The following is a 12,292-nucleotide window of genomic DNA, read 5'->3' on the forward strand; positions in this document are numbered from 1 at the left end:
GGGTGGAGGCAGAGTTGGCGCTCGAAGATGTCGCGCGTCCGAGCGCTGGCGCTCGCGCCATTGTCCTGACCGTCGCAGCGGTGCCGTTGCTGTTCGTGCTCAGCGGTCTGGCCATTCGCTATGCGGCATTTGCTTCGGTGTCGGAGGAACCAGGTTTCGCGGCCTATGCCCGCGCGCTTTGCCGGTGGGATTGCGCCTGGTATATCGGCATCAGCGAACAGGGTTACGAGCGCTTTCCCATTCCAGACCACAGCAATGTCGGTCGCTGGGGCTTCTTCCCGCTCTATCCGATGCTGGTGGCGGCGATCCGGTCTGTTTTCCCTTTCCCTACGATACTGGTCGCCACCATCACTTCCATTGTCTGCAGCTACGCCGCCTGTCTGGTCGCATGGCCGCTGCTCGAGAAAAACATGCGGGCCTATGTGCTGTATTGCGCATTTCTGCTCAGTGGCCCGTTCTCCTTTCACTTCACGACCTTCCTGAGCGAACCGCTTTTCGTGCTCCTGACCTCGTGCGTTTTTCTGGCGCTCAAACGCTCCAGCTATCTCGCCGCGGGCGTTTCATCTGCGCTCCTGTCGGCGACCAGGCTCGTCGGGGTCTTCGTCGTATTTGCGACCGTCATTCAAATGTTCAGGGAGCACCGCCAGCAGGGCGGATCGACGCTGTCTTTCCCGCGTTGGGTGCTTGGCCGGCCGGATCTGCTGGTCGCTGTCCTCATCTCGCCCGCCGGTTTGTTCGCTTACATCCTGTTTCTTTACCTTACGGTCGGGGACGGCTTTGCGTTCCTGCATGTCCAGCGCGCGTTCGGACGGGTGGCCGGCAATCCCCTGGTCTTTCTATGGGACGGGCTCTCAGCGGTTCCGACCACCGGATGGCTGCCCACGGCGCCGCAATGGAGCGCGCTCGCCGCGATCACCGGATTGGCGCTGTCGGCCGTTCTGGCGGCTCGAAGGCAATATGGCGCGGCACTCTTCTGCGCGCTCGGTATTATCCTGCCGCTGATTACCAACCTGGCCTCGATGGTCAGATATGTCGTTGGGCTTGCACCTCTGACAATGATGCTCGTCGTCCTGTTGTCGGCGTCGAAGCTCATTTGGCTCGCGGCTTTGGTTCTCTTCCTGGGCGCCTGCTATTTCATGACTGTGGCGTGGATCGGAGGCTACCTTGCCCTGGTCTGACATTTGGGAGCCTTTCAGACGCGCCGCCTCGATCGGCGGCTACGCACTTGTGGCAGTTCTGGCCGGGTCCGAGACCGTCATCCTTGCGTTTGCTCTCAATCCAAACGTCAATGCCGATTATCGCGCCTATTACATCGATCGGACGACCACCTGTCTCAATCGCGATGCCGTCGGCAGCTACACACTTGGCCAGACGATATCGTTCCGGAACGACGGCGCCAAACTGGCAGCCAGCATAAAGGTCTGCGGCTGGTCGGGACCCGTTGCCGACGGCACCCATTCCGTGGGCGAGACCTCCCGGCTTCGCGTGAAGATACCGCCGCTGCGCAACGGGCTGATGGCCACGCTGCAAATGGCCGCCGTCATTCGTCCACCGCAGATCACGCAAAGGGTGGTGATCTCGGTGAACGGGTTTCGGGTGCATGCGGAGACGCTGTCTGGCAAAGAACCACGAACGGTCTCGTTCGTCGTTCCACCGCCGGCTCTTGGCAAGGCCGATACACTCGAAATCGCCTTCGACTATCTCGACGGCATTCCGCCAACGCCGGCCGCCAGCAACATCTACAAGCGATCCATCAAGCTGGTGTCGTTCCGGCTCGATGCGATTGACACGGATTAGGTGGAGCGGTTGCCGTGCCGGTCGGGTCTTCGCTGCGCAAAAACCCATCGGTCGAGCATGAGAAGATTGACCGCCGGAATAAGCAGGCATGTAACCAGAATGGCAATGATGGGCGGCAGCCCGAGTTTCGCCGTCAAAAGCGCCGGCGCCGCGTAAGCCACGGCGAAGCCTGTCGCCGTCAGCAGCAGAAAACGCGCAGCTTCCGATCGGTGCGATCCGTTCGACATGAAGGTTACTGATTTGTGGGCGAAATACGAAAACACGGCAGCAATGGCGTAAGCCGCAAGCGACGCCTGGACAGGCGAGAAGCCGATCCATTTCGATTCGACCAAAGCGACAGCCAGGACGGCATACAGGATCGTCGCGGCGATGCCGACCAAGCCGAAGCGCGCCAGCAGCTTCAGCCCGGCGCCGGCGGTCGAACGGTCCTCAGACATGCGCGCTGCACGCATACTGGGCTCCGAGCGGTAGGGGCGCGAGCAGGCGCTCGAGTCTTCTGGCAAAAGGCCTGGCCGACGGCAGCAGCAGGAAGTGCTCGGATCGGATATCCCTGAAGCCCGTCTCCTGAAAGAGGGACCTTGCCTTGGCAGCGTTGAGCAGGACCGCATCCTGGTCGAACGGACACCTGAACACCGCAAGACGCGTCAGCGGATTATGGGGATTGTGCTCGATGATACAGGCGACGCCGCACGGCCGCACAACGCGCCGCATTTCCCGGAAGAAATCGAGCCAGGAGGCGGGCGGAACATGATGGACGACGCAACTGGCGAAAGCCAGATCGAACGCGCCGTCCTCATAAGGCAGGCTCGGCGTGGTGCAGGCTCTGTAGCTCACTCGTGGATTGTCCTGGCCGGCGCGCAGGATCGATTCTTCCGAGACGTCGCAGCCATCCAGGCTCTCGAAGACGCCTTCGAGATAAGGGTGGAGCGATCCGACGCCGCAGCCGACATCCAGTGCCCGCACACCGGCACCATCCTGCCGAAGCCTTCGCTCGACGACAAGACGCTGCAGCAGGTCGGCTTTGGCGATAAGAAAGAAGTCGTGCCTGAGGCCGGAAAACCGGATGGATCCTGCGACCGCCTCGCCATAATTTGATTTATAGCTGTCGAAGAGTTCGGCCATCAGCCGAGGCTCCGTTCCTGGGTTTTCGAAACGATCGACGGCTCTCACCCGGGGTGGTTGCACGCACTGCCCTGTCGAAGCCGGCGACCCTGTCGATCACGTAAAGCGGACGGCGTTTGACCTCGGCGTGGATACCGCCGACATAGAGCCCGACCACGCCGGTCATGAAAAGATTGATGCCGCAAAGGAGCGACACGATCACCACGGTGGATGTCCAGCCGGCAATGATGCCGCTTTCAAAGATCCAGGCGAAGATAGCGTAAGCACCGAACACCACCGCAAGCGCGGAGATGGCCAATCCGCCCCACAACGCAATGCGCAGCGGCTTCTCGGAGAAGCTGACGATGCCGTGAACGGCAAGGTGCATCATCTTCCAGAATGGGTATTTGGTCTGGCCAAGGGTCCGCGCGGGACGTTCGAAAGGCACCGCCGTCTGCTTGAACCCCATCCAGGCGAACATGCCCCTGACGAAACGGTCGTGTTCGGGCATTTGCTTGAAGGTTTCCAAAGCCTTGCGCCCGACCAGGCGAAAATCGCCGACGTCGCGCGGGATGTCGACCGACGTCATCTTCTCCAGCAGGCGGTAGAAGAGACTCGCCGTAAAGCGCTTGAACCAGGATTCGCCCTCACGCTTGACACGGCGGGCATAGACGATCTCGAAGCCTTCCTTCCACTTCGCAACCAGATCGAGAACCACCTCCGGTGGGTCTTGCAGGTCGGCATCCATGACGATGACGGCATCACCCGCAGCAGCGTCCATGCCGGCCGTGATCGCGACCTGGTGGCCGAAATTGCGGGAAAGCTCGATCAGCCGGAAGCGCGGCTCGACGGCGACCACGTTCCGAAGGTATTCGACGCTTCCATCGAGGCTTCCGTCGTCGACGAAGATCGCCTCAGCCTCTCCGTCCAACCTGCAGATCAGCGAGCTGATCCGCTCGATCAGTCGCGGCAGCACCTGCTCTTCATTGTATATGGGAAGGACCAGCGAGTACCGCGGCGGCGACTCGTTCACCGCAGTCCTGATGCCTTGGATCACAGAGTCTCGCATGCCGTTGAAAATGGAACGCAAGCTACAAAGTTCCAAGGACACACAAGAAATCGCTAAATTTAGCGGTTTCGGGCAGGTGCCGATCATGCGTGGAAAAGAACATAGGCGTTCCCGCAATCGAACGTCCGCATGTGATCGAGACACGGCATCAAAGAGGTTGTCGACCAGTCCAAACCTGGCGCGAAGCAGCCTTTGACGCACCGTTTCGATCATGCCGCCTAACGCCGATCTCTGCTGGCCGATCTATCCTGCTTGCGACTTCTGCCATTGCACAAGCCACATCGGAGCAATAGATGGTGCGGAACGGCCGCCCTTTTATGTCAGGCGGAAAAACAGGAACATGCGCATGACCGATACGCTCGACTCAGCGAAATTGACCGACCGGGTCGCGGCCCTGGTCGAGGCTGCCAAACGGGCCGGCGCCGACGCCGCCGACGCGGTTGCGGTGCGCGGCCGTTCGACCGGCGTGTCGGTGCGGCTTGGCAAGGTCGAGGGCACCGAGGCGTCCGAGAGCGAGGATGTCTCGCTGCGCGTCTTCGTCGGCAAGCGTGTGGCGAGCGTCGCGGCAACCGCAGCCTCCGACCCCAAAGCGCTAGCCGAGCGCGCCGTGGCGATGGCGAAAGTCTCGCCGGAAGATCCCTATCAGGGCCTCGCCGACCCAGCCTTGCTGGTCAAGAAGCCGCGCGACCTCGATCTGTTCGACGCGACGGAAGTCTCGGCCGACCAGTTGAAGGAAGCGGCGCTGGCCGCGGAAGCGGCGGCCCTTGCCGTCAAGGGCGTTACCAATTCGGCCGGCAGCGGCGCCAGCGCCGGGCTTGGCGGGCTGGTGCTCGCCACGTCGCACGGCTTTGTCGGCCACTATGTCGCCTCGCGTTTTTCGCGCTCGACCAGCGTCATCGCCGGCGAGGGCACCGGCATGGAGCGCGATTATGAATTCTCCTCGCGCCAGCATTTCTCCGATCTCGACGCACCCGAAGACATCGGCCGCAAGGCCGGCGAACGCGCCGCGCGGCGCATCGGCGCGCGCAAGGCCGCGACCGGGCCGGTCGATGTGGTGTTCGACCCGCGCGTCGCCCGCGGCATCGCCGGCCATCTCGCCGGCGCCATCAATGGCGCGTCGGTCGCGCGCAAGACCAGCTTTCTGCGCGACATGATGGGCAAGCAGGTGGCGGCCGCCGCAATCACCGTCACCGACGAGCCGCTCCGGCGCCGTGGCCAGGCGTCGCGCCCGTTCGACGGCGAAGGCATCGAGGGCGAAAAGCTGCTCATGGTCGAGAAGGGCGTTTTGAACCACTGGTTCCTGTCGACCTCTGCGGCGCGGGAATTGGGGCTGACCACCAACGGGCGCGGATCGCGCAACGGCTCCTCCGTCTCGCCGTCATCGACCAACCTCGCTATCGAGCCGGGCGAGCGGACGCCCGAGGACCTCATCAAGTCGCTCAAATCAGGCTTTTACGTCACCGAAGTGTTCGGCCAGGGCGTCGACATGGTGACCGGCGAGTATAGTCGCGGCGCTTCCGGTTTTTGGATCGAGGATGGCGAGCTCGCCTATCCGGTCGCGGAAGTGACCATTGCCTCGAATCTGAAGACCATGTTCCTCAACATGGTTCCTGCGAGCGATCTCGATCGCAATTTCGGCACCGCCGCACCAACGCTTCTGATCGAAGGCATGACCCTTGCCGGAGCTTGACCAGGTCACTTCCGCCGGGGCTCGCGAGGATCTGCCGCTGCTGCGCGACGCTGCCCGCGAGGCGGGCGCCATCGCCATGCGCTATTTCGGCAACAATCCGCAAGTGTGGATGAAGGGCGGCACCTCGCCGGTGAGCGAGGCCGATCACGCCGCCGACGCCTATCTGCGCGAAACCTTGCTTGCAGCGCGGCCGGACTATGGCTGGCTGTCGGAGGAAACGGCCGACGGTCCGGCAAGGCTTGTCGCCCGCCGCACCTTCGTCGTCGATCCGATAGACGGCACGCGCGGCTTCCTCGAAGGCCTGCGCTCCTGGTGCGTCAGCGTCGCGGTGGTCGAGGACGGCCGCACGCTTGCCGGCGTGCTCGAATGTCCGGCCACGGAGGAGACCTACTGGGCGCTGCCCGGTGAGGGGGCATTCCTGAATGGCCGTCGCATTGCCGTGCGCCGCCCGGCAGCAATGGTCGAAATTGGCGGGCCGAAGCCGTTGATTGGGCTGATGCCGGCGGAATGGCAGGGCCGGCTGAGCCGCGTGCCCTATATTCCCTCGCTCGCCTACCGGCTGGCGATGGTCGCCAATGGCAGGCTCGACGCGACGTTCGTCAAACCCAATGCACATGACTGGGACATCGCCGCGGCGGATCTCATCCTGCGCGAGGCCGGCGGCGCATTGCTCGACCAGAAGGGCCGCGCACCGCGCTATGCCGGTGAAGTGATCCACCACGGCGCGCTGGTCGCCGGCAGCGGCGAACTGCTCGCCGTGCTCTCCGGCATCATCGCAGGGCTGGACAGTTGAACACATCATCAATGGTTCCAAAGTCGGCGGCTTTGGTCTAGACCTGTCACAAACTCACGATATGTGAAGGACCGACATGACCGCGGAAGACGGAAAGAAGCAGCTTTTGCACCTGGTGTTCGGCGGCGAACTGAAGACGCTGGGCGGGACGGAATTCCGTGATCTCGACGCGCTCGATATCGTCGGCATCTATCCGGATTATCAATCCGCGCAAACGGCGTGGAAGGCCAAGGCCCAGGCCAGCGTGGACAACGCCCACATGCGTTATTTCGTCGTTCACCTGCACCGGTTGCTTGACCCCGACAACAAGGCCGCCGGTTGACATTTGATGGATCATGAAGCCGTGAAAGGGCCGGCCACGAGGTCCGCGGTCAGAGGGCGCCGCGGTGGCACCTCGAAGACATTCTGGCGCAAGATACGCGAACCGCTGGCGCAATCGCGATTCGTCAAGAACGCCATCGCCAGCCTGTTTGCTCAGTTCGTTCGCCTCGTCCGCCTGACCAACCGTGTCGTCGACGGATCGGCGCAGATGTCGGGCGGCGCCTACTCGGAGTTCGAGCCCGGCATCATCGCGCTGTGGCACGGCCAGCATCTTCTGACTCCGGCCTACTATCCCAGGGGACGGCCGCTGGTCGCCATGGTATCGCGTAGTGCCGATGCCGAGCTCAACGCACTGATGATCGAGAAGTTCGGCATCGAGGCGGTGCGCGGCTCGGGCGGACGCGAAAGCTCGAAGCGTCGCGACAAGGGCGGCGCCAAAGCGCTGATCGCCCTGAAAAAGTCACTCGCCACCGGCAAGAACGTCGCCATGATCGCTGACATTCCGCATGGCACGCCGCGCGACGCGGGGCTTGGCATCGTTCTCCTGGCGCGGCTTTCGGGCCGCCCGATCCTGCCTGCCGCCATCGCCACCAGCCGCCGCAAGGTGCTGGAGCGCAGCTGGGACAAGACCACGATCAACCTGCCGTTCGGCCGCTCCTCGATCGTTCTGGGAACGCCGGTTTTCGTTCCGGCCAATGCCGATGAGGCCGAAATGGAACGCAAGCGCCAGGAGGTCACGGCCGCGCTCAACGCCGCGACTGCCGAGGCCTACCGCCTCGTGGATGGCTCGAAATGAGCGAGCGCTGGGCGCGCACCTTCCTGACGGCGTATCGTTTCGCTGGCGCAGCCGCCTACCCGCTGATCGGGCCGTATGTCGCCTGGCGCACCTCCAGGGGCAAGGAAGACCGAATTCGCCGGCGCGAGCGCTATGGCATCGCCGGGCGCGAGCGCCCCGACGGGCCGGTGATCTGGATCCATGCGGCGAGCGTCGGCGAGACGATCGCCGTCGTGCCGCTGGTCGAGAGCATTCTCGACTACGGCGTCAACATCGTGCTGACGACGGGGACTGTCACCTCCGCTCAGGTTGCCGACGAACGGCTCGGCGACCGCATCATCCACCAATATGTGCCGCTCGACCTTAAGCCGGCGGTCAGCCGCTTCCTCGACCATTGGCGGCCGGACCTGGCGATCATCGCCGAATCGGAGATCTGGCCGATGACCATCCTGGAGCTCGGCGCGCGCCGTGTGCCGCAGGTGCTGGTCAATGGCAGGCTGTCCGACCGTTCGTTCAAATCCTGGAAGAAGCGCGCCAACATCGCCGAGGCGCTGTTCGAGAATCTCGCTCATGTCGTCGCCCAGTCGGATGTCGACGGCGAGCGCTTCCTCTCGCTCGGCGCCCGGCCGGTCACCGTATCCGGCAATCTCAAGGTCGACACCACGCCACCGCCGGCCGATGAAAGGGCGCTGTACACGCTGAAGCGCCAGCTCGGCGCCCGCCCGACCTGGGCGGCGATCTCGACCCATGACGGCGAGGAGGTGGTCGCTGCCGAGGTTCACGCGATGCTGCACAAGCGTCACCACGGTCTTTTGACGATCGTCGTGCCGCGCCATCCCGATCGCGCTGAAGCGCTTGCCGCGCAGATTTCCGGCATGGGCCTGAAAGTCGCGCGGCGCAGCAAGGGCGACCGGATCACCGCCGATACGGACATTCTGCTCGGCGACACGGTGGGCGAGATGGGGCTTTATCTCCGGCTGACAGAGATCGCCTTCGTTGGCCGTTCGCTCACCTCGGAGGGCGGCCAGAACCCGCTGGAGCCGGCCATGCTCGACACGGCGGTGCTGGCCGGCCGCAATGTCCAGAATTTTCGCGAGACCTATCAGCGCCTGCTCGACAGCGGCGGCGCCAAGCTGGTGCGCGACCGAGACATGCTGGCCGGCGCCGTCAATTTCCTGTTGAGCAATGAGGTGGCCCGCCATGAGATGATGGCGGCCGGCGCGGCGACCGTCGACGAGATGCGCGGCGCGCTGGCGCTCACCTTGAAGTCGCTCGAACCCTACATTCAGCCGTTGGTCGTCAAGTCGCGCCTCAAGGGCGCCAACGGCCGCTAAGATGGCCAGCGAAGCGCCCCCCTTCTGGTGGGAAGAACCGGACTGGCGGGCGCTGGCGCTGGCGCCGCTGTCCGCGATCTATGCCCTCGTTGCCGGCCGCCGCATGCGCTCGGCAGCGCGCGAAAAGGTCGAGGCGCCGGTGCTGTGCGTCGGCAACTTCACCGTCGGCGGCACTGGCAAGACGCCGGTGGCGATCGCCCTGGCCCGGCAGGCCAGGCGCATGCAGCTCAATCCCGGTTTCCTGTCGCGCGGCCATGGCGGCTCCTTCGCGCAGCCGCATGTCGTCGATCCGCATCACGACGCCGCCAGGCATGTCGGCGACGAGCCGCTGCTTTTGGCCGAGCACGCGCCGGTCGCAGTGACGCCGAACCGTGCCGCCGGCGCGCGCCTTCTGCTGGAAAAGCATGGCTGTGATTTCCTGATCATGGATGACGGTTTCCAGAGCGCCCGCATCCATATCGACTATGCGCTGGTCGTCGTTGATGCACGCTACGGCGTCGGCAACGGCCACGTCATTCCTGGCGGTCCGCTCAGGGCTGATATCGTCGACCAACTGGTTTTCACCAGCGCGCTGCTGAAGATGGGCGAGGGCCTTGCTGCCGATGCGGTCGTCCGCCAGGCGGCGCGTGCCGGCCGGCCGATCTTCGAGGCGCGTACACGGCCAAGCGGCAAGGCGGGGCTGGCCGGCAAGCGATTTCTCGCCTTTGCCGGCATCGGCCATCCCGACAAATTCTTCGACACGGTCCGTGAGGCCGGCGGCGAGGTTGCGCTGACCCGGTCGTTTCCGGACCATCATTTCTATGGCGAGGACGAGCTTGCCGAACTGGCAACGACAGCGCGAGGTGCCGGACTTGGGCTCATCACCACCGCCAAGGACGCCGCCCGGCTGCGCCACGATGCCGCGTCCGCCGATTTCCTCGGACAGCTCGATGTTCTGGAGATCGACACCGTGTTCGATCCCGCCCACGTGCCCGAACGCATCATCGACGAGACGCTGGATGCCTGGCGGCAGCGCAAGCTGCAGGGCTGAAAGGCCTTCGGCGTCGCGACGGCAGAACCTTTTGCGGAATGCTGGCGGGACAGGATCGCTACAGATCGGGTCTCATTCTGCGTAACCGGTTTAGCGCCGGCTGCGCATTTCGGGATGTGCCTCGATCTCGCGGCGCAGCGAGGCCGCGGCACTCACATAGGGCTCCTGCCTGGCGACGCTCCAGTATTTGAGCTCATCGAGCGGGATGCTTTCGCCGGTGACCGCGCAGCGCACGAAGGCGCCGGGGCTGGTCACCTGAAAGTCGCCGTCCAGGTAGCGGATACGGGCTTCCTTGCCGCCGGGGCCTTCGAAGCGGTTCATCATGACATGGAGCCAAGGTTCATGACGATGTCATCGCCACAAAATGCCGGCAAGGTCAAGCTTGGAGCGAGACAAGATTGGCTCTGGTCGGCTCTGTTTCAGACGACAACCAGCCGACCAAGCCGGCAAAGTGGCTGTCCGGCATCCTACTGCTCGGCTACGATGAACTCCTCGATCTTTTCCGCCGCCAGCCCGGCCTGGGCCGCGATGCGCCGGGCAAGCTCGGCGGCGGCGGCGCGCGGTCGCCCTGTAGGCCGATCGAGCCAGTAGGATATCGGGCTGAGAACGATGCGGTCGTCCACAGCGACGATGCGGCCTGACTTCAGTTGATGCTCGGTCATCGGCGGCCGCGCCAGCGCGATGCCGAGGCCATGGGCTGCGGCGTCGAGCACCAGATTGTAGTCCTCGAAGCGGCGGTCCTGCGGACGCGGGCGATAGTCCATGTCCTGCGCGGCAAACCAGGCGCGCCAGGCCGAGGCGTCGGAATCGTTGATCAGCGGGAATTTGAGCAGCCGGGCAGGGTCGCCACGGCCGATCTCGCGGGCGAGGTCCGGCGAGGCGACCGGAAACACATGTTCCTCGAACAGCTGCACCGAGACGCGGCCGGGGATGCGGCCGCGACCACAGCGGATCGACAGATCGATACCGTCATCGGCAAGGTCCGCCTGGCGGATGTCGACGTCGAGCACGATGCGCAGCCTGGACGGATTGTTTTCCAGCGCCGCCATGCGCGGCATCAGCCACAGCCCGCTGACCGAAGGGATCGAGGTCAGCCGCACCACGGCGGTGCCGCGCGGTTCGACCCAGCGGTCCGAATTGCTGGATATCAGCGCGAAGGCCTCAGTGGTGCGCAGATGCAGGCGGTTGCCTTCGATCGTCAGCGACACCCCACGCGCGCCGCGATCGAACACTTTCAGCCCGAGCCAGTCCTCGAGCTTGGCGATCTGCCGGCTGACAGCGCCATGGGTGATGTTGAGTTTTTCGGCAGCCGCCGAAAAGCTGCCCGTCCGCGCCGCGGCGTCGAAGGCGCGCAGGGTTTCGAGCGGCAGTATTGCGTCCGAGCTGTGATCCATAGTCACAGATGACCCTCGATTTGGTCGTTTGTCAACCGATCAGGAAAGGCGTTTTGTGTGTTTGAGGACATGAAACGCGGGAATAATGACATGAACGCCTGTACCGGCACGTTGAATACGACACAGTGGATAGATACCACGGCGGCCATTGCGGTGGCGCTGACAGTGGTCGGCTGGGCCTCCGCCTTCCCGGCGATCCGCGCCGGCCTCGTCGCTTTCGGACCGCTGGAACTCGGCGCGCTGCGCTTCGCCATCGCCGCGGTGCCGGCGGCGATCTTCCTCGCCGTCAAGCGGCCGGCGCTGCCCCGGCTGGATGAATTGTGGCGCTTCGGGTTCGGCGGCGCCGTCTTCGTTGCGCTGTACACGGCAATGCTCAATTTCGGCGAACTGACCGTTTCGGCGGGTGCTGCCGGCTTCATCATCAACGTCAGCCCGATCTTCACCGCGATCATGGCGATGGCGCTGCTCGGCGAACGCTTCTCAGGCCTGGCCTGGGCCGGAACATTGCTGTCCTTCGCCGGCATCGGCATCATCGCCATGGGCGAGGGGCAAGGGTTGTATTTCAACAATGGCGCACTGCTGGTCCTCGGCTCGGCGCTGTGCTCGGCCGTCAACACCATCGTGCAAAAGCCGTTGTTTGCCAGCCATCATCCGCTGACCATTTCGGCCTCGAACATGGTGCTCGGCGCGCTCTGCCTGTTGCCTTTCCTGCCGAGCGGCCTGGCGCAGGCGGCGGTTGCCGATACCGCCGGGCTTAGCGCCGTCGTCTTTCTCGGCATCGTGCCGAGCCTCATCGCCTACGCCGCCTGGGCGACAGCGCTTTCGCGGCTGCCGGCGGCGCGCGCCTCGAACTTCCTCTATCTGGTTTCGCCTGTGGCGACGCTGATCGGCTTCTTCTGGCTGGGCGAGGTGCCGACGCTGCTCGGCATTCTCGGTGGCGCACTGGCGCTGGGCGGCGTGATCGTGGTGAATTTGAAGAGGTGAATCA

At 64.2% G+C, this 12,292-nt stretch carries 14 protein-coding genes; 9 read left to right on the top strand and 5 right to left on the bottom strand.

All coding sequences use genetic code 11. The features are described 5' to 3' along the window. Positions 1 to 14 precede the first annotated feature (14 nt). Together AC0L3N_RS28915 and AC0L3N_RS28920 are read left to right on the top strand one after the other, a co-directional pair. Entirely contained in the window at positions 15 to 1,178 is a 1,164-nt protein-coding gene (locus AC0L3N_RS28915) for a hypothetical protein (protein ID WP_473550931.1), read from the top strand. After that, entirely contained in the window at positions 1,165 to 1,797 is a 633-nt protein-coding gene (locus AC0L3N_RS28920; RefSeq protein WP_473550933.1) for a hypothetical protein, read from the top strand. The genes AC0L3N_RS28915 and AC0L3N_RS28920 overlap by 14 nt, the downstream gene beginning before the upstream one ends. Here AC0L3N_RS28920 and AC0L3N_RS28925 read toward each other — a convergent pair. The 3 genes from AC0L3N_RS28925 to AC0L3N_RS28935 are packed head-to-tail and all read right to left on the bottom strand — an operon-like array spanning position 1,794 to position 4,180. Continuing rightward, positions 1,794 to 2,249 (bottom strand): GtrA family protein, encoded by a 456-nt coding sequence (locus AC0L3N_RS28925; protein WP_473550934.1) that lies wholly within the window; start codon positions 2,247 to 2,249, stop codon positions 1,794 to 1,796. The two genes, AC0L3N_RS28920 and AC0L3N_RS28925, sit on opposite strands and share 4 nt — an antisense overlap. After that, positions 2,227 to 2,919 (bottom strand): class I SAM-dependent methyltransferase, encoded by a 693-nt coding sequence (locus AC0L3N_RS28930; protein WP_473550936.1) that lies wholly within the window; start codon positions 2,917 to 2,919, stop codon positions 2,227 to 2,229. The genes AC0L3N_RS28925 and AC0L3N_RS28930 overlap by 23 nt, the downstream gene beginning before the upstream one ends. Continuing rightward, positions 2,894 to 4,180, bottom strand: a complete 1,287-nt coding sequence (locus AC0L3N_RS28935) for a glycosyltransferase family 2 protein (RefSeq protein ID WP_473550937.1) — start codon at positions 4,178 to 4,180, stop codon at positions 2,894 to 2,896. The genes AC0L3N_RS28930 and AC0L3N_RS28935 overlap by 26 nt, the downstream gene beginning before the upstream one ends. A 133-nt stretch (positions 4,181 to 4,313) precedes the next feature. Here AC0L3N_RS28935 and AC0L3N_RS28940 point away from each other — a divergent pair, with 133 nt between their 5' ends. From AC0L3N_RS28940 to lpxK, 6 genes are all read left to right on the top strand, one after another. Further along, positions 4,314 to 5,657 carry a TldD/PmbA family protein gene (locus tag AC0L3N_RS28940; RefSeq protein ID WP_473550939.1) on the top strand — a complete coding sequence of 448 codons (1,344 nt, stop codon included), beginning with the start codon at positions 4,314 to 4,316 and terminating at the stop codon, positions 5,655 to 5,657. Next, entirely contained in the window at positions 5,644 to 6,450 is an 807-nt protein-coding gene (locus tag AC0L3N_RS28945) for a 3'(2'),5'-bisphosphate nucleotidase CysQ (RefSeq protein WP_473550940.1), read from the top strand. The genes AC0L3N_RS28940 and AC0L3N_RS28945 overlap by 14 nt, the downstream gene beginning before the upstream one ends. A gap of 76 nt (positions 6,451 to 6,526) precedes the next feature. Continuing rightward, positions 6,527 to 6,772 (top strand): DUF4170 domain-containing protein, encoded by a 246-nt coding sequence (locus AC0L3N_RS28950; protein ID WP_029354097.1) that lies wholly within the window; start codon positions 6,527 to 6,529, stop codon positions 6,770 to 6,772. Positions 6,773 to 6,778: 6 nt separating this feature from the next. Then, positions 6,779 to 7,567 carry a lysophospholipid acyltransferase family protein gene (locus tag AC0L3N_RS28955; RefSeq protein ID WP_123151589.1) on the top strand — a complete coding sequence of 263 codons (789 nt, stop codon included), beginning with the start codon at positions 6,779 to 6,781 and terminating at the stop codon, positions 7,565 to 7,567. Beyond that, a complete protein-coding gene (gene waaA / locus AC0L3N_RS28960) occupies positions 7,564 to 8,880 on the top strand; it encodes a lipid IV(A) 3-deoxy-D-manno-octulosonic acid transferase (protein ID WP_473550941.1) in 1,317 nt (438 codons plus the stop codon). Before AC0L3N_RS28955 ends, waaA begins: the two co-directional genes overlap by 4 nt. 1 nt (position 8,881) lies before the next feature. Beyond that, a complete protein-coding gene (lpxK, locus tag AC0L3N_RS28965; protein WP_473550942.1) occupies positions 8,882 to 9,910 on the top strand; it encodes a tetraacyldisaccharide 4'-kinase in 1,029 nt (342 codons plus the stop codon). 90 nt (positions 9,911 to 10,000) lie between these two features. Here the strand turns inward: lpxK and AC0L3N_RS28970 are convergent, their stop codons facing one another. Both AC0L3N_RS28970 and AC0L3N_RS28975 read right to left on the bottom strand, forming a co-directional pair. Continuing rightward, complete coding sequence (locus AC0L3N_RS28970; protein ID WP_095496171.1) at positions 10,001 to 10,234, bottom strand: DUF2093 domain-containing protein; 234 nt, start codon at positions 10,232 to 10,234, stop codon at positions 10,001 to 10,003. A 143-nt stretch (positions 10,235 to 10,377) separates the two neighbouring features. Then, positions 10,378 to 11,304: a LysR substrate-binding domain-containing protein gene (locus AC0L3N_RS28975; RefSeq protein ID WP_123151592.1), complete on the bottom strand. Its 927-nt coding sequence runs from the start codon at positions 11,302 to 11,304 to the stop codon at positions 10,378 to 10,380. A gap of 90 nt (positions 11,305 to 11,394) precedes the next feature. On the opposite strand from AC0L3N_RS28975, the gene AC0L3N_RS28980 reads away from it, so the two are divergent. Beyond that, entirely contained in the window at positions 11,395 to 12,288 is an 894-nt protein-coding gene (locus tag AC0L3N_RS28980; protein ID WP_473550944.1) for a DMT family transporter, read from the top strand. Positions 12,289 to 12,292 lie beyond the last annotated feature (4 nt).

It is taken from the genome of Mesorhizobium sp. WSM4807, assembly GCF_055811615.1.

What these genes read in the sequence shown, in the direction of transcription:
- AC0L3N_RS28925 (WP_473550934.1), bottom strand. Translation starts at nt 2,249, where the DNA reads ATGCGTGCAGCGCGCATGTCTGAGGACCGTTCGACCGCCGGCGCCGGG.
- AC0L3N_RS28930 (WP_473550936.1), bottom strand. Translation starts at nt 2,919, where the DNA reads ATGGCCGAACTCTTCGACAGCTATAAATCAAATTATGGCGAGGCGGTC.
- AC0L3N_RS28935 (WP_473550937.1), bottom strand. Translation starts at nt 4,180, where the DNA reads ATGATCGAAACGGTGCGTCAAAGGCTGCTTCGCGCCAGGTTTGGACTG.
- AC0L3N_RS28940 (WP_473550939.1), top strand. Translation starts at nt 4,314, where the DNA reads ATGACCGATACGCTCGACTCAGCGAAATTGACCGACCGGGTCGCGGCC.
- AC0L3N_RS28950 (WP_029354097.1), top strand. Translation starts at nt 6,527, where the DNA reads ATGACCGCGGAAGACGGAAAGAAGCAGCTTTTGCACCTGGTGTTCGGC.
- AC0L3N_RS28955 (WP_123151589.1), top strand. Translation starts at nt 6,779, where the DNA reads ATGGATCATGAAGCCGTGAAAGGGCCGGCCACGAGGTCCGCGGTCAGA.
- waaA (WP_473550941.1), top strand. Translation starts at nt 7,564, where the DNA reads ATGAGCGAGCGCTGGGCGCGCACCTTCCTGACGGCGTATCGTTTCGCT.
- lpxK (WP_473550942.1), top strand. Translation starts at nt 8,882, where the DNA reads ATGGCCAGCGAAGCGCCCCCCTTCTGGTGGGAAGAACCGGACTGGCGG.
- AC0L3N_RS28970 (WP_095496171.1), bottom strand. Translation starts at nt 10,234, where the DNA reads ATGATGAACCGCTTCGAAGGCCCCGGCGGCAAGGAAGCCCGTATCCGC.
- AC0L3N_RS28975 (WP_123151592.1), bottom strand. Translation starts at nt 11,304, where the DNA reads ATGGATCACAGCTCGGACGCAATACTGCCGCTCGAAACCCTGCGCGCC.
- AC0L3N_RS28980 (WP_473550944.1), top strand. Translation starts at nt 11,395, where the DNA reads ATGAACGCCTGTACCGGCACGTTGAATACGACACAGTGGATAGATACC.